The sequence below is a fragment of the Streptosporangium brasiliense genome (genome assembly GCF_030811595.1).
Lineage (GTDB): Bacteria > Actinomycetota > Actinomycetes > Streptosporangiales > Streptosporangiaceae > Streptosporangium > Streptosporangium brasiliense.
In genome coordinates this window covers 823,012-842,878 of sequence record NZ_JAUSRB010000001.1, presented here as the reverse complement: position 1 = coordinate 842,878, position 19,867 = coordinate 823,012, and the positions used below count along the sequence as shown (strand labels likewise).

17 protein-coding genes and 1 tRNA gene are annotated in these 19,867 nt (G+C 70.8%); 12 read left to right on the top strand and 6 right to left on the bottom strand.

Annotated elements, in window-relative coordinates:
* The first annotated feature begins 129 nt into the window (after nt 1–129).
* From J2S55_RS03715 to J2S55_RS03705, 3 genes are all read left to right on the top strand, one after another.
* The gene (locus tag J2S55_RS03715) at nt 130–2,229 is read left to right on the top strand and encodes a ThuA domain-containing protein (RefSeq protein ID WP_306857274.1); all 2,100 of its coding nucleotides are present in this window, start codon (nt 130–132) and stop codon (nt 2,227–2,229) included.
* Nucleotides 2,230–2,466: 237 nt separating this feature from the next.
* Entirely contained in the window at nt 2,467–3,099 is a 633-nt protein-coding gene (gene ybiA / locus J2S55_RS03710; RefSeq protein WP_306857272.1) for a riboflavin biosynthesis intermediates N-glycosidase, read from the top strand.
* A gap of 34 nt (nt 3,100–3,133) precedes the next feature.
* Nucleotides 3,134–4,816, top strand: a complete 1,683-nt coding sequence (locus J2S55_RS03705; RefSeq protein WP_306857270.1) for a tetratricopeptide repeat protein — start codon at nt 3,134–3,136, stop codon at nt 4,814–4,816.
* 39 nt (nt 4,817–4,855) lie between these two features.
* Here the strand turns inward: J2S55_RS03705 and J2S55_RS03700 are convergent, their stop codons facing one another.
* The gene (locus tag J2S55_RS03700; RefSeq protein ID WP_306857268.1) at nt 4,856–5,602 is read right to left on the bottom strand and encodes a restriction endonuclease; all 747 of its coding nucleotides are present in this window, start codon (nt 5,600–5,602) and stop codon (nt 4,856–4,858) included.
* A gap of 503 nt (nt 5,603–6,105) precedes the next feature.
* On the opposite strand from J2S55_RS03700, the gene J2S55_RS03695 reads away from it, so the two are divergent.
* From J2S55_RS03695 to J2S55_RS03685, 3 genes are all read left to right on the top strand, one after another.
* Entirely contained in the window at nt 6,106–7,359 is a 1,254-nt protein-coding gene (locus J2S55_RS03695) for a DUF418 domain-containing protein (protein WP_306857265.1), read from the top strand.
* Nucleotides 7,360–7,631: 272 nt separating this feature from the next.
* Nucleotides 7,632–7,946 (top strand): hypothetical protein, encoded by a 315-nt coding sequence (locus tag J2S55_RS03690; protein WP_306857264.1) that lies wholly within the window; start codon nt 7,632–7,634, stop codon nt 7,944–7,946.
* Between the two features lie 312 nt (nt 7,947–8,258).
* A complete protein-coding gene (locus J2S55_RS03685; protein WP_306857262.1) occupies nt 8,259–9,254 on the top strand; it encodes a phosphotransferase family protein in 996 nt (331 codons plus the stop codon).
* A 172-nt stretch (nt 9,255–9,426) separates the two neighbouring features.
* Here the strand turns inward: J2S55_RS03685 and J2S55_RS03680 are convergent, their stop codons facing one another.
* Together J2S55_RS03680 and J2S55_RS03675 are read right to left on the bottom strand one after the other, a co-directional pair.
* Nucleotides 9,427–11,145 (bottom strand): tetratricopeptide repeat protein, encoded by a 1,719-nt coding sequence (locus tag J2S55_RS03680; protein ID WP_306857260.1) that lies wholly within the window; start codon nt 11,143–11,145, stop codon nt 9,427–9,429.
* A 475-nt stretch (nt 11,146–11,620) separates the two neighbouring features.
* On the bottom strand, nt 11,621–12,145 hold the full coding sequence (locus J2S55_RS03675; protein ID WP_306857258.1) for a PadR family transcriptional regulator: 525 nt from the start codon (nt 12,143–12,145) through the stop codon (nt 11,621–11,623).
* Between the two features lie 62 nt (nt 12,146–12,207).
* On the opposite strand from J2S55_RS03675, the gene J2S55_RS03670 reads away from it, so the two are divergent.
* Nucleotides 12,208–12,975: an alpha/beta fold hydrolase gene (locus J2S55_RS03670; protein ID WP_306857256.1), complete on the top strand. Its 768-nt coding sequence runs from the start codon at nt 12,208–12,210 to the stop codon at nt 12,973–12,975.
* Between the two features lie 1,161 nt (nt 12,976–14,136).
* A complete protein-coding gene (locus tag J2S55_RS03665; RefSeq protein ID WP_306857254.1) occupies nt 14,137–14,472 on the top strand; it encodes a hypothetical protein in 336 nt (111 codons plus the stop codon).
* A 428-nt stretch (nt 14,473–14,900) separates the two neighbouring features.
* Here J2S55_RS03665 and J2S55_RS03660 read toward each other — a convergent pair whose 3' ends face one another.
* Nucleotides 14,901–15,299 (bottom strand): GbsR/MarR family transcriptional regulator, encoded by a 399-nt coding sequence (locus J2S55_RS03660; protein ID WP_306857253.1) that lies wholly within the window; start codon nt 15,297–15,299, stop codon nt 14,901–14,903.
* 675 nt (nt 15,300–15,974) lie between these two features.
* Here J2S55_RS03660 and J2S55_RS03655 point away from each other — a divergent pair.
* Complete coding sequence (locus J2S55_RS03655; RefSeq protein WP_306857252.1) at nt 15,975–16,943, top strand: AraC-like ligand-binding domain-containing protein; 969 nt, start codon at nt 15,975–15,977, stop codon at nt 16,941–16,943.
* A 155-nt stretch (nt 16,944–17,098) separates the two neighbouring features.
* Here the strand turns inward: J2S55_RS03655 and J2S55_RS03650 are convergent.
* Nucleotides 17,099–17,172, bottom strand: a tRNA-Ile gene (locus tag J2S55_RS03650).
* A gap of 153 nt (nt 17,173–17,325) precedes the next feature.
* On the opposite strand from J2S55_RS03650, the gene galK reads away from it, so the two are divergent.
* Genes galK through J2S55_RS03635 form a run of 3 tightly spaced genes read left to right on the top strand, consistent with a single transcriptional unit; the run spans nt 17,326 to nt 19,138 of the window.
* On the top strand, nt 17,326–18,444 hold the full coding sequence (galK, locus tag J2S55_RS03645; RefSeq protein ID WP_306857251.1) for a galactokinase: 1,119 nt from the start codon (nt 17,326–17,328) through the stop codon (nt 18,442–18,444).
* A gap of 23 nt (nt 18,445–18,467) precedes the next feature.
* Nucleotides 18,468–18,713: a hypothetical protein gene (locus J2S55_RS03640; protein WP_306857250.1), complete on the top strand. Its 246-nt coding sequence runs from the start codon at nt 18,468–18,470 to the stop codon at nt 18,711–18,713.
* Nucleotides 18,710–19,138, top strand: coding sequence for an SRPBCC family protein (locus tag J2S55_RS03635; protein WP_306857249.1), 429 nt, complete (start codon nt 18,710–18,712; stop codon nt 19,136–19,138). Before J2S55_RS03640 ends, J2S55_RS03635 begins: the two co-directional genes overlap by 4 nt.
* A gap of 54 nt (nt 19,139–19,192) precedes the next feature.
* Here J2S55_RS03635 and J2S55_RS03630 read toward each other — a convergent pair whose 3' ends face one another.
* Nucleotides 19,193–19,816: a MarR family winged helix-turn-helix transcriptional regulator gene (locus J2S55_RS03630; protein WP_306857248.1), complete on the bottom strand. Its 624-nt coding sequence runs from the start codon at nt 19,814–19,816 to the stop codon at nt 19,193–19,195.
* Between the last annotated feature and the right edge of the window lie 51 nt (nt 19,817–19,867).

Here is a 19,867-nt window from a genome sequence, read left to right as displayed (position 1 = left end):
GGGCCCGCGCCGTACGCGCGGGCCCGCCGCCGGGGCCCCGGGGGTTCCGGCGGCTCCGTCCGGGAAGCTCCGGCGGCTCCACCCCGAAAGTTCCATCCCGAGAGTTTCATCCCGAGAAGGGAACGCAAGGTGAGAAACTTTCTGCGCCGGGTGTTGCCCCTGGCGGTGGCGGGCATCACGATCATCGCCTGCACCGGCACAGGTATGGCGGCAGCGGCCGCCGACAGCGCCTACAAGGTGCTCGTGTTCTCCAAGACGGCCGGGTTCCGGCACGACTCGATCGCCGCGGGCATCCAGACCATCCGCGACCTGGGGGCGGCCAACGGCTTCGCCGTCGACGCCACCGAGGACGGCGGCGCGTTCACCGCCGCCAACCTGGGCCAGTACGCCGCGGTGGTCTTCCTCAACACCACCGGCGACGTGCTCGACGCCGGCCAGCAGAGCGCGTTCGAGTCCTACATCGGCTCGGGCAAGGGCTTCGCGGGCGTCCACGCGGCCGCCGACACCGAGTACGGCTGGCCGTTCTACGGCGACCTCGTCGGCGCGTGGTTCGCCTCGCACCCGGCCATCCAGCAGGCCACCGTCAAGGTCGAGGACCGGGCGCACGCGGCGACCGCGCACCTCGGCCAGACCTGGCCCCGCACCGACGAGTGGTACAACTACCGCACCAACCCCCGCTCCAGCGCGCACGTGCTCGCGGCCCTGGACGAGACGTCCTACTCCGGCGGCTCGATGGGCGGCGACCACCCCATCACGTGGTGCAAGGCCACGGGCGGTGGGCGGTCCTTCTACACCGGCGGCGGCCACACCCTCGAGTCGTACGGCGACAGCGCCTTCAGGGCCCAGCTGCTGGGCGGCATCCGGTACGCGGCCGGCCAGACGGAGGCCGACTGCCGGCCGGAGACCGGCTACACCAGGTTGTACGACGGCTCGACGGCCGGCTGGTCCCAGGCCGGCCCCGGCGGGTTCACCAACGCCAACGCCACCCTCACCTCCACCGGCGGCCTGGGCATGCTCTGGTACTCGGCCAAGGAGCTGCGCTCGTACTCGCTGAAGCTGGACTGGAAACTGGCCGGCGACGACAACTCCGGCGTGTTCATCGGCTTCCCCGCGAGCGACGACCCGTGGTCGGCGGTCAACAACGGCTACGAGATCCAGATCGACGCGACCGACTCCGCCGACCGCACCACCGGCTCCGTCTACGGGTTCAAGTCGGCCGATCTCGCCGCCCGTGACGCCGCGCTGAACCCGCCGGGAGAGTGGAACACCTACGAGCTGCTGGTCGAGGGCGAGCGGGTGCAGGTCTTCCTCAACGGCTCCAAGATCAACGATTTCACCAACACCGACCCGGCACGCAGCCTGCAGCAGGGCTACATCGGCATCCAGAACCACGGTGACGGCGACGAGGCCGCCTTCCGCCACATCCGTCTCAAGGAAATCGGCGCGTCGCAGGACAGGACCATCGAGGCCGAGTCCTACAGCGCGGTCAGCGGGGCCTCGCCGTTCAGCAAGACCGGCGCGCACGGCGGCAGGACGCTCGGCTACATCGATCCCGGTGACTGGTCGTCGTACGCGGGCGTCGACCTGACCGGCGTGACGGGGTTCCGGGCGAGGGTCGTCTCCGGCGGGCCGGGCGGCACGATCCAGGTCCGGACCGGCTCGGCCACCGGCCCGATCCTCGGCACGGTGAACGTGCCGAACACCGGCGGATGGGAGACCTTCGCCGATGTGCAGACCGGCCTGACCGGCGTGCCGTCGGGTGCCCAGACGCTGTATCTGACCTATGCGGGGACCGGTGCCGGCCTGTTCGACCTGGACGACTTCACCCTCGTCAGAGGCACCCCGCCGGCCCGCACCGGTCCGGTCAGGGGGCTGGCGGGCAAGTGCCTGGACATCAGCGGAGCCGCCACCGCCGACGGGACCAAGGTCCAGCTGTACACCTGCAACGGCACCGGCGCCCAGCAGTGGACGGTCAACGGCCAGATCCTCAAGGCCCTGGGCAAATGCCTGGACGTCTCCGGCGGCGGCAGCGCCAACGGCACCAAGGTCCAACTGTGGACCTGCAACGGCACCGCCGCCCAGAACTGGACCGCCCAGCCCGACGGCACCCTGAAGAACCCCAACTCCGGCCGGTGCCTGGACGTCGAAGGCGCCAACCCCGCCGACGGCACCCAGACCATCATCTGGGACTGCAGCAACCAGGCCAACCAGAAATGGACACTGCCGTAGCCGTCACCGGGGACGGACGCCCCCGTGGCCGTCGGCGCCGGACGACGGCCACGGCCGGATAGGCGGTCCCGGCCCGATATGCGGTCCCGGCCAGGTAAGCGGTCCCGGCCAGGTAAGCGGTCCCGGCCGGATAAGCAGTCCCGGCCAGGTAAGCAGCCCCGGCCGGGTAGGCGGCCACGGCCGGGAGGGCCGGTAACCCGGTGGCCGGGCGGTAGCCGTACATGGCACGGTAGGACGATGTCCGATCTCAGCATGCTGCCCCGCTCGGTCGCCGAGGCCGTCACCGCCGAGCGGGACGGCCGGCGGTTGCGCCACCTGTTCTTCTGGGGCCACCGGCCACCGCGTGCCGGCGGTGTCGGGGCCGGATGCCTCAGCCAGTGGTGGGAGGCCGCCTTCACCGTGGACGGGCACGTCTTCCGGTCGGCCGAGCACTACATGATGGCGCACAAGGCGTGGCTGTTCGGCGACGGCGAGACCGCCGCGCGGATCCTCGCGGCCGGGCACCCCGCCGAGGCCAAGAAGCTCGGCCGCGAGGTCCGCGGCTTCGACGAGGCCGCGTGGGACGAGCACCGCTACGAGATCGTGGTGCGCGGCAGCACCGCCAAGTTCGGCGCCCACCCCGAGCTGAGGGACTTCCTGCTCGGCACCCGTGGCCGGGTCCTGGTCGAGGCCAGCCCCGTCGACCGGATCTGGGGCATCGGGCTCACCGCCGACGACGCACGCGCCGCCTCCCCCGCCACCTGGCGGGGCCTGAACCTGCTCGGCTTCGCCCTCATGGACGCCCGCGACACCCTGGAGGCCCACGACAACCTGGACGCCCGCGACGCTCCGGAGACCGCATCGGGAAACAGGGTCGCCCGCGGGCGGTGATCCACCGCCCGCGGGCGGCTGGGACAATCTGTCCATGACACAGGAGCCGACGCGCGATCCGCAGAGCGAGGGCGAGAAGCTCGTCGCCGCCGCGCACGCCGGAGACAGGGAGACGGCACGCCGTCTCACCAGTGCGTTCGTCATGGGCGGGCACATCGACGAGGGCCTTCCCCACTGGGAGCGGGCGGCGGCGGCCGGGGACGCCTTCTCCGCCTTCACCCTCGCCCGCTACCGCAAGATCCGCGGAGACCGGCCGGCCGCCGAGCGGCTCTACCGCAGTGCCGCCGAGACCGACGCGGGCTGCGCGTACGGGCTCGGCGTCCTCCTCAGGGAGAACGGCGACCCCGAGGCCGCCCGCTGGTTCCGGCGCGGCTGGGAGCTGGGCGACCTCGACTGCAAGATCGAGCTCGGCAAGCTCCTCGCCCGCGAGGGGAAGCTCGACGAGGCGCCGAAGTTCCTGATGAGCGACGCCGACCTCGGTGACATCGCCGTCTTCCGCTGGGTGGAGCTCTTCGAGCGCATCCGCGGCGACTTCGACCGGGTCGACGCCGACCTCGCGGCGGCCGAGCAGGAGGGCGACGCGGAGGCGGCGGCCGAGGCGCTGTATCCGCTGTCCGGCATGGAACGCCACTTCCAGGACTACCCGGGCCTGCTCGACGAGGCCGAGAGCTACTACCGCAGGGCCGCCGCCCTCGGCAGCGCGCCCTCGCTCGTCGACCACGCGATCCGCGTCGAGGAGGTACGGGCCCGGGACCGCTGGCCCGAGGCCCGCGAGCTCCTCCTCCGCGCCCACGGGCAGGGCTACGACGGCGCCGCCTACGTGCTCGGCGTCCTCCACGAGCAGCGCGGCGACCTGGCGGAGGCCGAGCGCTGGTACGCGGACGCGGCCGCCGCCGGTCACGAGTCCGCCCAGTGGAACCTCGGCAACCTGTGCAGACGGCAGCGCCGGCTCGACGAGGCCGAGCTGTGGTTCCGCAGGGCCGGCGAGAGCGGCGAGGACGTGGCGGACCAGCTCGCCACCGTCGCCCGGCTGCGCGAGGAGGACGCCGTCCCCCCCGACCGGGATCTGCGCCGCCTGCCCGAGCTGCGCCGGCAGGCCGAGGCCGGCGACGTGCGGGCCGGATACGCCTACGGGCGGATGCTGCACGCCTGGGGCGGCGCCTCCGCCCGCCACATGGCCGCCTGGTTCAGGCCCGCGGCCGAGGTGGGCGACGCCGAGGCCGCCTTCCGGCTCGGCGAGCTCCACAAGGAGCTGCGCGAGCCCGAAGCGCGCGACCACTGGCACCGCCGCGCCGCCGAGCTCGGCCACCACGAGGCCTGTTTCGCCATGGGCATGCTCTCCCACCACCACAAGGACTGGCAGGAGTCCGAACGCTGGTTCGTGCGCGCGGCCGAGGACGGCATGGGCCTGACCGCGATGTTCGCGGGCAAGCTGAAGGCCCAGCGCGGCGCGTACGCGGAGGCGGAGCCGCTGCTGCGGCATGCCTGGGAGAAGGGACACGACCGCGCGTACGGCGTCGAGACCGCGGGCTACTACGGCATGGTGCTGCACCGCCTCGGCCGGCCCTCCGAGGCGGTGCCGCTGCTGCGGATCGCCGCCGAGCGCTGGCGCGAGGTCAGGCGGCGCTACGACCCGGACGACCTGGAACTGCTCGCCAGGATGGTGGACCCGGGGAAGGAACTCGCCGGGGCCGAGGCCGCCCTGGTCGACGGATAGCCACGGGCCGGCAGCCGGACACGGCCGAAGGCGCCCCCCTCACTCCGCGACCGCCCCGCCCAGATCGAGATCGTCGTCCTGGGCGGCCGGCGGCCGGCCCCGACGCTCCCGCGCCGTGCGTCCGCCGCGCAACCGGACCAGCCAGGCCGGCGCGGAGCCCCCGCCCGGCCCGAGGCGGTAGGCGCCCAGCAGCCAGTCGGCCAGCCGGTCCCGGTCGATGACGATCATGTCCTGCTCGCGGGCCGTCCGTGCGGCCTGCGCGCTGAGACGGTGCGAGGTCACGAAGACGCCCTGATGGCCTCGGTACGGCCGGGCCTGCAGCGCGCCCACGAAGTCGCGCACCGCGCCGGGACCGATCGCCCGCGTGTAGTACTTGCACTGGATCGCGTACGGCCGGCCGCCGGGTGCGACGCCGAGGACGTCCACGCCTCCGTCCCCGGCACCGCCGACGACACGGACCCGGCCGAAGCCGTCGCGCCGCAGCAGCTCGGCCGTCAGCTCCTCGAACCGGCGCGGATCCAGCCGGTCCAGCTCGGCGCGTAGCAACGCGTCCCTGCGGTAGGCCGCGCCCATGTGGCGCACCACGAAGGCGGCGGCGGCCAGCAGCACGGCGAGCACGGCGGCGACGCCGAGCAGCGTCGTCCAGACCGATTCCAGGGCCTTGAGCGCCGCGGGCGCCACGACGATGACCGCCAGCGGGACGATCAGCCACAGCGGGCTGATCCCGCTCTTCTTCCGGCTCCGCCGGGTGGTGCGTTTCCGTGCCGGTGGTCTACGCCTCGCCATCGGAGCCTCCAGGAGGAGAACGGGAGAGGACACCGAGTGTGAACGACGGCTCCGACAGAATCCGCCACACCGGTACGGCCACACCGGTACGGCCATGCCACGCCGTGACGTCCCAGCCGGTCCGCGCCAGTACGGCCACACCGGTACGGCCACACCGGTACGGCCACGCCGCGCCGTGACGTCCCAGCCGGTCCGCCCGGCCGACCTCCCGAAGCCGGTCCACTCAGCCATCCTCCCGAGGCCGGACGGTGAGCTCCTCTCGTCAGAGGCCGATGGCATGACCCGTCCGGTGGCGGGCCCGGGAGGCGGTGAGGGGCCGATCACCGGCCAGCTCACACCGGCCGTGTGGTCCGGACCGATCAGCGGACCGCTGTGGACAGCCGGCGAGACCGCCATACCGAATGCCGAATGCCGAATGCCGACTGCCGACTGCCGACTTTGGTCGTAGCACGCACGCCCAAAGTTCGATGTGCGCCATCGGCCGGATTCCTACGATCGAGGACATGATCCCGACCGTGGCGCCGACATCCAGCCGCATCCAGGGAATCGATGCGGTGCGCGGCTTCGCACTGGGCGGCATTCTGGTCGCCAACATCGGTTTCTTCGCCGACCCCGGATACTCCGTCGGCGTCGGCACCATGCCCATCAGCGAAGGGCCTGTCGCCCTCACCGTCAGCACCCTGGTGCTGACGAAGTTCTACGTCATCTTCTCGTTCCTGTTCGGCTATTCCTTCACCCTGCAGATGCGCGCGTGGGGCGAGAAGGTCAGGGTCCGCACGCTCCGCCGCTGCCTCGGCCTGGCCGTACTGGGCGTGGTGCACGGATTCCTGCTCTGGATCGGCGACATCCTCACCCTCTACGCCGCACTGGGTCTCCTCCTGCTGGCGATGCGCAACCTCCGGCCCAGGACCGCCGTCAAGGCCGGTTGCTGGATCATCGGCGTGACGGCGGTGCTCTGGCTCCTGCTGGCCGGGCTCACCCTGCTCGACCCGGGCGGCGGGGCGGGCCCGGTCCCTGATCCGGCGGCCGCCGCCCGGGCCGAGGCGCTGGTCACCGGAGGGCCGCTGAGCTTCCTGCGGTTCCAGGCCGAGACCTATCCGATGCTCGCGATGTTCGTGTGGATCGGCCAGGGGCCGATGGCGATGGCGCTTTTCCTGTTCGGTCTGGCGGCCGGCAAGTCACGGCTGTTCGAGGAGCCGGAGCGCTGGGCCCACCTGGTCCCCCGGATCCTGTGGCTGGGTTACGGCGTCGGCCTGCCCGGCGCGATCTTCTTCACCTGGTCGTCCCAGGCGTACGGCGCCATGGAGCTGGTCGGCGTGGCGGTCAACAACGTGACCTCGCTGCTGCTGTCTGCCGCCTACGTGGTCACCCTGCTCGAACTGGTCAAGCGCGTCCCGGCGGTCGGCAACGCGCTGGCCCCTGCCGGCATGGTCGCGGCCTCCAACTACATCGGCCAGTCGGTGCTGGCCTGTCTGGTCTTCACCGGATACGGCCTGGCGCTGGCGGGTGAGCTGGCGCCGACAGCGGTGATGGGTGTGGCCGCGGCGATCTACGCGGTCCTCCTGACGCTGAGCGCCTGGTGGCTGCGTCACCATCGGCGGGGCCCGGTCGAATGGGGCCTCAGACGCCTCACCTTGCTCTCCGCGACTCCGCCGCGGCCCCGTGGACCGTCATCCGATCCTGCGGCCGGAGCCACCGCCGGCGCGGACGCCGCCCTCGGCCGGCCCGGCCGGGGCGACGATCCCCGGCTGCCGTGACCACTCCGCCGACGTCCGCGGCCTGAGGAACGGGCAACCCGGAGCCGGCCGAGCTGCTCTGGGACGCCTACCGGCGGCGCCTGGAGGCTCCGGAACCGGCCGGACCGGCGGCCGGGTAACCGTCCACGTGCGTGAAGGTGCCGCCGATCCACGGCAGAGCATGATCAGAAATTCACAGCAAGATCGAAATATGTCACTCCACCGTTATATACAGCAAATTTCGCCGCCACATAAATTGATCAAGAATCCGCCGCCAAGAACAGGGAGAACAGATGAATCTCCGACTGAAAATGCTGGCCGGAACCACCCTTCTTGCGTTGGGCGCCCTTACCGCGACCAACTCGGCGAGCGCGAGCACAGCCGCCGGCTGCTCCGCGATATCTCCAACCTACATGGACTTCCAGAACGACACGCCCGTACATTCCTGGTACAGCGGAAGCAGCAGCGTAATAGCCTGGATCTCCACCCCTAAGCTTGTTGAGGCCTCATGCATCAGCACCGCCGGCAAGCAGTGGTGGAAGTTCTCCGTGGGCAGCGGATACGGATATGTCTACGACGGATACCGTATTTATCCGATTACCGAGTGAGCATTCCATAAGCTCCCCCTTCAGCGGGCCTCCGTCTCGGGTCCGGATCATGCCCCGTGCGATCGCCACATGAAACGGACCGGCCGCGAGCCCGGCGTGCGGCAGGACCCCGCGGACGGCGGCGTAGGCGCAGCTCATGCCGGTCGCCACACCGTGGATCCGCCCGCGCCGGGCAGACGGAAAGATCACGAACCTCGGAACCGCCCGCGTCGAGGTGGAATACGCTGCCTCCGTACTGCCGGCCCCCTGGCCGGCGGCGACGGCACCGATCCCGGCTGCCCGCGCATCCGTATCAGACCGAGGAGCCTCCCCGTGGAATTCCAGCCGATCGAGCGCAGCGCGCGGGCGTTCCAGCAGACGGTGACCGCAGCGGAGATCCAGGCGATCTGCCACCGTGTCTTCGGCGCCGGAGCCCGTGCCGTCTCCGCCGTCGAACTGGGTCTGGGGATGTACAACACGACCTACCGGATCACCGTGACCGGGCAGGAACGACCGGTGATCCTGCGGGTCGCCCCGGAGCCGGAGCGGCAGTTCCGGTCCGAGCGGCAGCTGATGCGCAACGAGTACGCGAGCGTGCCGTGGCTCGCGGTGATCGCGCCGCTGACGCCGCAGGTGATCGCGGCGGACTGGTCACACGAGGTAATCGGCCGGGACTGGATGGTCCAGAGCCTGCTCGACGGCGTGCCCGCCCCGGACCGCCTCGGCGCCTATCCGCGCTCGGCCCGGCCCGGCTTCTTCCGGCAGATGGGCGCGATCGCCGGAGCGGTGCACGCGGTGCGCGGCCCGCACTTCGGCCCCGTCGCCGGCCCGTCGCACGCCACCTGGAGCCAGGCGGTGATCGCGTCCCTGGGGGACATCGCCGCAGACCTGGACGGTATCGGCCTGGACGCCGCCGACGTGCGCAAGGTGGCGGCCGTGGCCGCCGAGCACCACCCGCTCCTCGACGAGATCACGGAGCCGCGCATGCTCACCGGCGACCTGTGGACCGTCAACGTGATGCTGGACGCCACGGCCCCGGAGCCCGTGATCACCGGGGTCCTGGACATGGACCGCACCTTGTGGGGCGATCCCGCGGCGGACTGGACGATCCGGATGGCGCTGGCCAAGCCCGGCACCGAGCGGGACGCGTTCTGGGACGGCGACGGCTACGGCGCGCTGGACCGCTCCGCCTCCGCGGTGTGGCGCTCGCGGATCTACGAGGCCCGCCATCTCGGGGCCGTCCGCCTGGAGCGCCACCGCCTGGGCAACGCCGAGGGTGTCCGCGGCACCTACGACGACCTGGCCGCCGTAGTGGCCGAGCTGACCTGACCGCGATGCCGTCCAGCTACGACAGCACTTACAGCGTGACGTGATCGCCGGCCGTTCCGGCACGCATTCGGCACAGCGCTGATCCAGCGGGGGCCACCCGGTGCGACTGCTGTTCCGGAACGTGACGCCCCCGCCGACGTCCGCCCCCGCCGACGTCCGCCCCGGCCGGCGGTCATCCGGCCATGGCGCGCCGGCAGCGGGCCAGTTCCGCGCGCAGGTCACGGCGGAGCGCCCGGTCCAGGCCGGGCTGGGCGAGCGCGTGGGCGAAGTCACGGGCGGCCTCGTCCCACCGTCCCAGCCGCATCAGCGCCGTGCCCCGGTTGTAATGGGGCACCGGCGCCGCCGACAGCGCCACCGCCCGGTCCAGGTCGGCCACGGCGGCGGCCACGTCACCGCGTTCGAACCGGACGGCGGCCCGGTTCGTCCATGCCTCGACCAGCTCCGGATCACCGGCCAGTGCCCGGGTGAGCAGTCCGTCGGCTTCGGCGAGGCCGCCGCGCTCCGAGCGGATCAGCCCGAGGGTGCACAGCAGCGCGGGCTCCTGCGGGGCCAGCGCCAGCCCGGCCCGCGCGTCCGCCTCGGCCGCGTCGAGCGCGCCGCGCTCCACCTGCAGGTTGACCAGAGCGATCCGGGCGTCGAGGTGCCCGGGGTCGACGGCGAGCGCGCGCTCCAGGTCGTCGCGCGCCCGCTCGGAGCGGCCCCGCTCCTGCTGGAGCACGGCCCGGTTGTAGTACGCCTCGGGCAGGTGCGGGCCGAGGCGGATCGCGGTGCCGTAGTCCCTGATCGCGGCCTGGGAGCGACCCGCCGCACGGTGCAGGGCGGCCCGGTCCACGTAGTACTCACAGTTGCCGGGGTCGTGTGCGATCACGGTGTCGAGGTCGGCCAGGGCCTGCGCCGGATCGCCCAGGGCCAGGTGCACCTGCGCCCGGTTGTGACGTAACCGGGCCAGGTCCTGCGGGCGCTCACCGGGGGCGAGCACCGCCGTCAGCCGGGCCAGCCCGTCGTCGATCAGCCGCAGCGCGCGGGCGGGCTCACCCGCCCTGCTGTCCAGCAGCGCCAGGCCCTGCTCGTAGAAGACGGTGGACAGCACCCGCTGTCGCGGGTCGTTCAGTCCGGCGGCGAGGTGGAGCGCCTGTTCCAGCCAGTGCCGCGCCTGCGCCGCGTCCTGGTCGGCCGCCGACAGGTGCCTGGCGTACAGCATGGCGGTGGCGTACGCGGCCGACATGGTGATCTTCGGGTCGTCAGTGGCGGTGCGCGCCTCGTGGTAGAGGTCGAGCGCTTCGGCGGCGCGGTCCAGCGCCGCCAGGGCGGTGGCCAGGCCGGTGGTGAACGCCCACCAGTGCCGCAGGTCGCCGTCCGGGGTGACCGTGGCGCGCCCGCGCCGGGCGGTTCGGGCCGCGTGGTGGTAGAAGCCGCGGGCCAGGCTCTCGCCCAGAGCCGTGCGCATCGCCTCCGGCGCCGGGTCGGCCGCTGCCGGCTCGCGGGCGCCGCCGTCGCGCAGGTCCAGGTGCACCGGAGACGGCCCGATCCGGCGGATCAGCGCGTCCAGCAGCTCGCGGGTGGTCTCGTCGGCCTCGCCGACGTGGTCGAACCGCACCGTGACCGGGTGCCGGAGCGTGTCCGCCCAGGCCGCCACGTACTCCGCCGCGCCGTAGGCCAGACAGGCGGTGCGCCGGGCGGGATGGAACCGGATCGGCTCCTCCTCGGCGGCCGGTCGTGCCGCGCGGTCGAGCCAGGGTGCGATGGCGTGCAGCTCGACCTCATGGCGGGCCGCCAGGCGGGGACGGTCGGCGGCGATCCGGGCCAGGAAGGCCGAGACCCCGGCGTACGGCCCGTGGTCGCGGTGGCAGTCGTAGCCGCCCGGCCCGCCGGTCACGGCCGGGCCGATCACGGCCGGGCCGATCGCCGCAGGGGCGGACGCCCGAGAGCGCCCGCCGTGTCGGCAGCTACCAGCACCACTCGATCCAGAGCCGGCGGGCACCGGACATCAGGCGCAGCGCACTCTTGCGGCGGATGGGCATCTTCTTCATGAGCACCTCCGTGTGATCCACTTCAGGACTGCCCAGAGCATAATCACGATCAACGGAAATATGAAGACTGCTCGCGATCGCAGTGGCGCGGCAGACGATCACGACACCCGCGAACAGCCGGATGCGACAAGTTCTCACCGCCCCTCCGAGGGGCCGCAACGAGGTGGCCTCGCTCCTCCTCCACGACCGTGGACGGGCGAACTTCTCCTGGTGGACGGCCACGACGATCCCGGTACGGCTCCGCGTGGCGCGGCCCGGCGGCCGGCCCGCCCGGTGTGCGCGTTCAACCAGGCGCTCAGCTACGCCGCCGGATGGCCACGGCACGCGCTCGCCGCTCTAGGCGTCCAGCGCGGCCAGGGTTTCCCGTAGCCAGCCGATCTCGGTCCTGCTGGTCGCGGTGGCGATCGTGAACAGCCCCTTGCGGAACGGGTCGTCGAAGTCGGCGGCCCGCAGGGGCCGGTCGCCCTCCCAGAAGAAGCTGGCCGGTTCGGTGAGGAAGGCCAGCCTGCGTCGGAGCACGCCCGCCTGGAGCGCGGGCTCGCCGAGGTGGCGCAGGAACGCCAGCATCGTGAACCAGCGGTTCTCATCGGTGATGAACGGCTCATCCGGTTCGGCGAGCCGCCGCCGCAGCTCGGCGCGCCCGGCGTCGGTGAGGATGAGCACGTGCCTGGGCGCGGCCTGGGCGCCGGGCTGCAGGTCGCGTTCGAGCAGGCCGTCGCGCTCCAGGCGTTTGATCGCCGGGTAGAGGGTGCCGTCGGCGATGGGCCGGACGTGGCCGGTCAGGGCGGCGACGCGTTTGCGCAGCTCGTACCCATGGAGCGGCTCGTCGTAGAGGAACCCCAGGATCGACAGCTCAATCATGCCGCTATGCTACCCCGAAGACTTAGTACATCGATGGCTAGGTATCTCGGGAGGAGATGATTATGAGGGACACGCAGGTGCTGCCGGACGGGAGCCGCATCCGCTGGGCCGAGGTGGCCGGGCGGGAGCCGGTCCGGGTTTACGTGCACGGGCTGGGCGCGGCGGCGGCGCCGTACTTCCTGGAGGCCGCGAGCCGGCCGGAGCTGGCCGGGCACCGGAGTCTGTTCGTGGACCTGCTGGGGTTCGGGACCAGCGACCGGCCCACCGGGTTCGGCTACACGATGGAGGAGCACGCGGACGCGCTCGCGACCGCGTTGCGGGCGGCGGACGTGCGCGCGGCGCAGGTGGTCGCGCACAGCATGGGTGGGACGATCGCGGCACACCTGGCCGAGCGGCACCCGGAGCTGGTGGCCGAGCTGGTGCTGGTGGATTCCAATCTGGACCCGATCGAACCCGCGCTGCGGCCGGGCAGTTCGGGCATCGCCACCTACACGGAGGAAGACTTCGTACGGCACGGCTGGGACGAGACGCTGGCGCGGGTCGGGCCGCACTGGGCGGCCACGATGCGACTTGCCGGACGGGAGGCGCTGCACCGGAGCGCGGTCCACCTCACGCGGGTGAACACGCGGGAGCGGCTGCGGCGGCTGCCGATCCCACGCGCCTACCTCTACCCGGAGGCGGACGGCGAGCCCATCGGGGCGGCCGAGCTGGTGGCCTCCGGGGTACGGCTGATCGCCGTCCCGGACACCGGCCACAACATCATGATCGACAACGTGGAAGGGTTCGCCCGGGAGGTGAGCGGCCTTCTCATGGGATCGCAAGCGGGTTGACCGTCCCGCCGCTTGGATCGCAAGCGGCTTGACCGGCCCGCCGCTGGGATCGCAAGCGGCTTGACCGGCCCGCCGCGCCGCCTCGCAGGACCGCGGGCAGGCTGACCGGCCCCATCACCCCGCCTCACAGAAGGGCGAGCGAGCAGGCCGACCGCAAACGCCGTGCACAGCAGCCACCGGAGCAGTAGATCGCATCGCCACGAGCCCCCCAGCGCAATCGCCGGCCACAGCTCGGGCAGCGCCGCGCCTCGACCACAACCGCCATCATCCGTCGCGGCTCAGGAGCCGAGCGGCAGGCGACTCAAGACGTTCTTCATGGTCATGCACTACGCCGGTCTACGTCCCGAGGAAGTCGTCAACCTCCGCACGTTCAACGTCATCCTTTCTACGCCAGATGCGTCGCCGGTCAGGACGAGGCCGCCCGGCGCCGGATCTCCGAAGCTCTCGGGGAGACGTGATCCCATGGGAAGGCATTGGGAAGAGCCAGCCACAAACGATCGGTGACAGTCGGATACGACCGGACACGACGAAAGCGCCCCTGATTGTAAATACGCAGGTCAGGGACGCTTTTCGTATGATCACGAGGGGTAGGGCGGGCGGGACTCGAACCCGCGACCCAGGGATTATGAGACACGAATACAAAAACCTGCGACCATGCCGCCTAGCTGCGACAACGCTTATGGCGAGACGTGTCTGAGGGGAGACTTGAACCGTTCGCCTGCCTCCTGCATGGCCAGGTAGAGCCATAGGCGGAGAAGACCGGCTGGGCCCTTCAGGTGATGCGACCGGTCCAGTACGAGTCCGCGGCGCGGAAGACCGTGAACAGCCCGCTGTCGAAGTACGGGGAGACTCCCGTGTCGTAGCGACCCGTCGCCGTCGGCGTGGGAGACGCCGGTCGTGATGCCGTTGAGGTAGCCGAGACGCTCGTCGTCGCTGCAGCTCTCGCGAAGTGGCAGAGGTACGCCTCGGATCCTCCCTACGGTGATTACGAGACGGCGGCCGGACGGTTGCGCGTTGCCGTGTATGCGCTCGCTGTCAAGGAACACTACACGCTCTGGTAAAGACTCTGATGATCAGCCGCAAGCATACTGAGCAGGTCGGATCCACCGAACGGGTTTGACGCCGTCAATTTCCAAAGGCTTCTCAGCATAGGGGCAGGAAATGAAAAGAAGTCTCAAGCGATGGGGTGCCCTCGGCGCCGCGGCCGTCTCCCTGGCAGGGGCCATGGTCATCACGGGCGGGGCCACATCGGCGCACGCGGACACCCGGTGCAGCTGGGGCTGGATCTGGATCAACGACAGCTCCGGCGGAGACCCCAAGACGCAGGCCCGCGGCCACTCCCATGACACCGGCAACCACTACGTCCGCGACTACGGATGGGACGCGGTTTCGGGGCAGTACATCTGGAACTGGTGGGCCGACAACGACGGCGGGTCGGACGGTGACACGGCGGACACCTATTTCAGCTCGCGCTGGTGCAGTAACGCCCCGTGGTAGTGGCACTCACGAAGGAGCGAGACCCCGGTCCGTGAAAGCCTCCCCGGCCACGGGGGGAGGCGTCGAAGAAACGTCGGCGCTCTTCCGTCGCGGACCGTCGCGGACCACGGGCGCGGGTGGGTGAAAGCGCCGGTCCGTCGGCCAGGAAGAGCGCCTTGGCAAGACACGTCGTGGCCTTCCCGGTTTTCCCGGGAAGGCCATTGCCTTCCCGGGAGTTGCCGTTCTTGTTCGAAAGGCGTTTCACCTTCGGAAAACCTCGATGCTTGAACGATCCCTCCGACCGCCCCGGACGGTTGCGGCGCCATGGCGCTCCATTCGCCGGGTTATGCCGGTGTGGATCTTCCACACGATGCCGCTGAGGAGGCGCCGGTCATCTTGACCGGGTGTAAGGGGCATCCCAGTCCCGAGACACCCCTACCAGTAAGCCTTCAGCCCGGTCTTCCTCCGGTGTCGGCCCGCTGCCGCCACTTCTCCAGGAGCGCCGGCACCTCCAGCCGGAGGAACTCCAGGAACTCCTGGCTCTCCTCCAACCGCGCCGCCGCCCGGCTGCCCGTGCCCGTTACCTCGATCCCGTCGAGCAGGGTCCGTTCCCACTGCCTGAGCAGTGTCTCCTTATGGTTATGGGCGATGCTCTGGTACCACACGTTGCCGCGCATCCGGTAATGATCATGGCGTGCGCCCGGCTCGCACTCCCGGATCATCAGAGCCGTCTGCGTCAGGCAGCGGACGGCGCCCGAGATCGCGGCTGGGCTCACCTGAAGAAACTCGGCTATCTCAGCGGCGTGCAGCTCACCCTCCTCGGCCACCGGGATCGCGGCCCAGGCCACGCCAGCATCCGGGGCATACCGGGCCCGGTCAGGTCGAGGGCGAAGCGCTCGACGGACCGTCGCACCGCCTCCTCGTCACGTCCGGGGCCGGCCACCCCGCGCTCCGCCGGCTCTGCCATGTCGATCTCATTCTGCAGCCGGCCGTGACAGCGAGTTTATACACTTCTAATTTTTTATTAATTTGTAAAAAATGTGTAGCTTGGGAATGTGATCAGCAACCACCAACGGCAACCGCAGCCCCCCGAGGAACCATGGACCGCGAAAAGATCACATTCGCCGGTGCTCAGGAGGTCATGACGGCCCACGCGAGCTCGAGGGCCGGCACGGCGGACCGAAGTGCCTCGACGTGCCGCGCAGCATCGATACGCCCCGCCTGGACGGACTACCCGCCTCCAGCCGGTCGGCCATGTGGGTGATGGCGCGCCTGCCCGGTTTCCACGATGTGGCCCGCACCCTCCGTTACCGGTTCTGGCATCTACCCCGACGTTCGCCGCCTGGCCACCGCCCGGCCGGTCGCCGGCGCCCACACCACCTCGGTACAGGACGCCGGTGCGGCAAGACTGCCGTGGTGTCGCCGACCGGGTCCGGCCTCCCCGAGGCGGCAGGACGGCGTCCACTCGTGCCGCCATCGCGAGACCCATTGAAACGCAACCGATGTGTCATGAGAGGTGCTTGATGAACTTCATCGCCTTGCAGAGCACGGACCTACCCCCCGGTCAGCGATTCGACTGGTGGTGCGATCTGATCAGCCATGACGTGGCCCCCACCCGGATCACCAGCGATCACACCGACGACTTCAGGGCCACCGCCGGGGCCGTGGACCTGAACGACCTGAGGATCACCACCATGTCCTTCCCCGCGCTGAGATCGGAGCGCACCCCGGCACTGATCCGCCGCTCCGATCCGGAGATGTACGAACTCACCCTCATCACGGGGGGCGAGATGTGGATCTCTCAGGCGGGCAAGGACGCCAGAATCCATGCCGGGGACCTGGTCATGTGGGACACCTCCCGCCCATATGACGGGCGTGGCCTTGAGGGAACGTCACGGGCGATGATCCTGCACCTGCCGAGAGCCCAGCTGCCCCTGCCCGTGAAGAAGGTCGACGAACTCCTCGCCCGGCGTATGCCCGCGCGTGCCGGTATGGCGGCGATCCTCGCCCATTACCTCAGGAGCCTGGTCCGCCAGACTTCCTCGATGGCGCTTCTGGACGTGAGGCGGCTGGGGACGCTCACTCTGGATCTGGCCATGGCCTTCCTCGCGCACCGCCTGAACGCGCAGGACCGCCTCCCGCTCGAGACCCGGCAGCAGGCGCTGAGGGTGCGCATCCGGGCCTTCGTCGAACACAACCTCGCCGACCCGCACCTGTCTCCCGCCGCCATAGCCGCCCACCACCACATCTCCGTGCGTTACCTGCACCTGCTCTTCCAGCGGCCGGAGACCACCGTAATGGCGTGGATTCGGCAACGCAGGCTGGAGAACTGCCGCGCGGACCTCGCCGACCCCCGTCTGCGAGCGCACTCCATACAGGACATCGCAGCCCGATGGGGGTTCACGCACGCCACGGACTTCAGCCGCTCCTTCCGCCGGGCGTACGGGATGTCCCCCAAGGACTACCGCCACTCCGTGCTGGACTCCCCGTGATTCCCGAGGGCTGACGATCTTCTCGAAACTTCGGCACGTATTCGGCACAGCCCACCGCAGAGAACCGGGGGCAGCCGTGAACAGCCGGACACGACGAAAGCGCCCTTGACCGGGAACACGCAGGTCAGGGGCGCTTTTCGTATGATCACGAGGGGTAGGGCGGGCGGGACTCGAACCCGCGACCCAGGGATTATGAGTCCCCTGCTCTAACCGGCTGAGCTACCGCCCCTCATGCATGCCGTACTGCCGCATTCAACCAAAGGTCCGGCCGGTTCGCACATCCGCCGGGCGGGGCGCGTTCAAGATGTGACCTTCGGCGGCGGAACCGGCGTTCCGGGGAGTCGCTAATCTACGAGGGGACGTTGTTTAGGAGTGTTGGATCATGCGCGTTATTGAAGCTTTTCGTGAGTCGTTCGGCGTTGAGCCGCAGGGGGTGTGGCACGCTCCGGGGCGGGTCAACCTGATCGGCGAGCACACCGACTACAACGACGGGTACGTACTGCCGTTCGCGGTGCCGTGGGGGATCACCGCGGCGGTCACGCCGCGCGAGGACGGCGCCGTCCGGCTGCGGTCGCTCCAGGCGGGCGAGCCGGTGACCGTCGAGAACCTCAACCAGGCCGAGGGCTGGGCGCGCTACGTCGTCGGGGTGTTCTGGGTGCTCCGCGAGGCCGGGCATCCGGTCAGGGGCGCGGATCTGGTGATCGACGGGGATGTGCCGCAGGGGGCGGGACTGTCGTCGAGCGCGGCCCTGGAGGTGGTGGTCGGGACGGCGCTCAACGAGCTGTACGGCCTGGGCCTGACGAAGATGGAGATCGCCCTGGCCGCCCAGAAGGCCGAGAACGACTTCGTGGGCATGCCGTGCGGAATCATGGACCAGGCCGCCTCCGCCCTCGGGGAGGAGGGGAAGGCCCTGTTCATGGACTGCCGGAGTCTCGGCACCAGGAACATCCCGTTCGACCTGGCCCAGCACGGCCTCCAACTGCTGATCATCAACACCGGGGTCCACCACGAGCTCGCCGACGGGCAGTACGCCCGGCGCCGTCAGGACTGCGAGAACGCCGCCAAGCACCTGGGGGTGGCCGCGCTGCGCGACGTCACCGACCTGGCGGGCGCCCTGAGCAGGCTCAGCGGCGACGAGCGCAAGCGCACCCAGCACGTGGTGACCGAGAACCACCGGGTCGAGGCGCTGATCGGACTGCTGCGCGCCGGAGCCGTGCGGGAGATCGGGGCCCTGCTGAACGCCTCCCACCTGTCGCTGCGCGACCAGTTCGAGGTGTCCTGCGCCGAGCTGGACGTGGCCGTTGAGTCGGCGGTCCGAGGCGGGGCCAGAGGCGCGCGGATGACCGGCGGCGGGTTCGGCGGGTCGGCGATCGCGCTGGTGGCCGACGACCGGGTGGAGGCCGTACGGGAGTCGGTGACCCGGGCCTACGCCGAACGCGGCTGGGCCGCACCGGAGATCTACCCCGCCACCCCGGCGGCCGGAGCTCGCCGGCTCCACTGAGGGGATTCTGTTATCTTGGTAACATGGTAACAGTCGAGCGCACCCAGACCGGGCTCCGGATCGAGAAGAACGTCCTGAAGGTCCTCAAGGGCCTCGCCGAATATCTGGACATGTCCCTCGGCGACCTCGTCGAGGGCATCGTCCTGCACTCCTTCGAGGGCAAGGCCCCCTTCTCCCCCGAGACCATGGCGAAGATCGATCAGCTCAAGGCCGTCTACGGGCTGACCCTGACCTCCGCCGACGCGCACCGGCTGGAGGAGGGGCGATGAGGCTCACCGGCACGCTCACCGTCGGCCTCCCGCCACGCGAGGCTTTCCGTCTGTTCACCGCGCGTGGCGAGCGGGACTGGGCGGCGGGCTGGGAGCCGCGGTTCCCGGTCCCGGTCGACGACGACACCGTGCCCGGCACCGTCTTCGAGACCGACGCCGACGGGCGGACCACCACCTGGATCGTCACCGGCCGCGACGAGGGCGTGAGCATCTCCTACGCCCGCCTCACCCCCGGCCACCGGGCGGGGACCGTGACGGTCGCCCTGACGGGCGGCGAGGAGGGAGGGAGCGAGGTGACGGTCACCTACGACCTCACCCCGCTCACCGGCGAGGCCGCCCGGGAGCTGGCGGAGTTCGCCGACGGCTACCCCGCCTTCCTCCGGTCGTGGCAGGAGGCGATCGAGAGCCTGCCACGCGGCGCCTGACAGCCCCTGACTGACCCGCGGCGGCGGGACGTCACCGGGGACGTCATCGCGCCGTCATGACGGGCCGCCGTCCGGCTTCCGCCCGCCCGAAGGCCATTCCGGCATCAGCGGCGGCCCGTTCTCCTCCACGCCGCGGACCAGCCGGCGCAGCAGGCCGTCGAGCAGTCCGAGCTCCGCGGGGCCGAGCGTGCCGAGCAGGGCCCGCTCCGAACGGTCCCCCTCCTCCATCCGCTCCTCCCACACCGCGCGCCCCTCTGCGGTCAGCGCGACGAGCAGGCGGCGGCGGTCGCCGGAGTCGTGCGCACGGGTGATGTAGCCGGCCTGCTCCATCCGGTCGAGCCGGTTGGTCATCGTGGCCGGATGGGTGTCCAGCCACTCGGCCAGCAGTGACGGCGCCACCCGGTAGGGCGGCCCGGCCGCGACCAGATGGTGGAGCACCTCGAACTCCCAGGGCTTGAGCCCGGAGGAGGCCAGCCAGCCCTCCTTGTTGCGCCTGAGCAGCCGCACGAGCATCTGCATGCGCGTCACGATCCCCTCGATCTGCGGATCGAGGTCGGACAGCTCGCGCGACCAGTGCGCGATGTGCCGATCGACGGAGTCCGGCCCCGGGGCGCCGAGCCGATCGGCGGAGTCCGGCCCCGGGGCGCCGAGCCGATCGGCGGAGTCCTGCGCTGACATGCCCACAGGGTAGCGGCCATCGTTATACGGATGCATATATTTTGATTTCGT

What these genes read in the sequence shown, in the direction of transcription:
- galK (WP_306857251.1), top strand. Translation starts at nt 17,326, where the DNA reads ATGCGCGTTATTGAAGCTTTTCGTGAGTCGTTCGGCGTTGAGCCGCAG.
- J2S55_RS03640 (WP_306857250.1), top strand. Translation starts at nt 18,468, where the DNA reads ATGGTAACAGTCGAGCGCACCCAGACCGGGCTCCGGATCGAGAAGAAC.
- J2S55_RS03670 (WP_306857256.1), top strand. Translation starts at nt 12,208, where the DNA reads ATGAGGGACACGCAGGTGCTGCCGGACGGGAGCCGCATCCGCTGGGCC.
- J2S55_RS03655 (WP_306857252.1), top strand. Translation starts at nt 15,975, where the DNA reads ATGAACTTCATCGCCTTGCAGAGCACGGACCTACCCCCCGGTCAGCGA.
- J2S55_RS03635 (WP_306857249.1), top strand. Translation starts at nt 18,710, where the DNA reads ATGAGGCTCACCGGCACGCTCACCGTCGGCCTCCCGCCACGCGAGGCT.
- J2S55_RS03705 (WP_306857270.1), top strand. Translation starts at nt 3,134, where the DNA reads ATGACACAGGAGCCGACGCGCGATCCGCAGAGCGAGGGCGAGAAGCTC.
- J2S55_RS03700 (WP_306857268.1), bottom strand. Translation starts at nt 5,602, where the DNA reads ATGGCGAGGCGTAGACCACCGGCACGGAAACGCACCACCCGGCGGAGC.
- J2S55_RS03665 (WP_306857254.1), top strand. Translation starts at nt 14,137, where the DNA reads ATGAAAAGAAGTCTCAAGCGATGGGGTGCCCTCGGCGCCGCGGCCGTC.
- ybiA (WP_306857272.1), top strand. Translation starts at nt 2,467, where the DNA reads ATGTCCGATCTCAGCATGCTGCCCCGCTCGGTCGCCGAGGCCGTCACC.
- J2S55_RS03630 (WP_306857248.1), bottom strand. Translation starts at nt 19,816, where the DNA reads ATGTCAGCGCAGGACTCCGCCGATCGGCTCGGCGCCCCGGGGCCGGAC.
- J2S55_RS03695 (WP_306857265.1), top strand. Translation starts at nt 6,106, where the DNA reads ATGATCCCGACCGTGGCGCCGACATCCAGCCGCATCCAGGGAATCGAT.
- J2S55_RS03690 (WP_306857264.1), top strand. Translation starts at nt 7,632, where the DNA reads ATGAATCTCCGACTGAAAATGCTGGCCGGAACCACCCTTCTTGCGTTG.
- J2S55_RS03675 (WP_306857258.1), bottom strand. Translation starts at nt 12,145, where the DNA reads ATGATTGAGCTGTCGATCCTGGGGTTCCTCTACGACGAGCCGCTCCAT.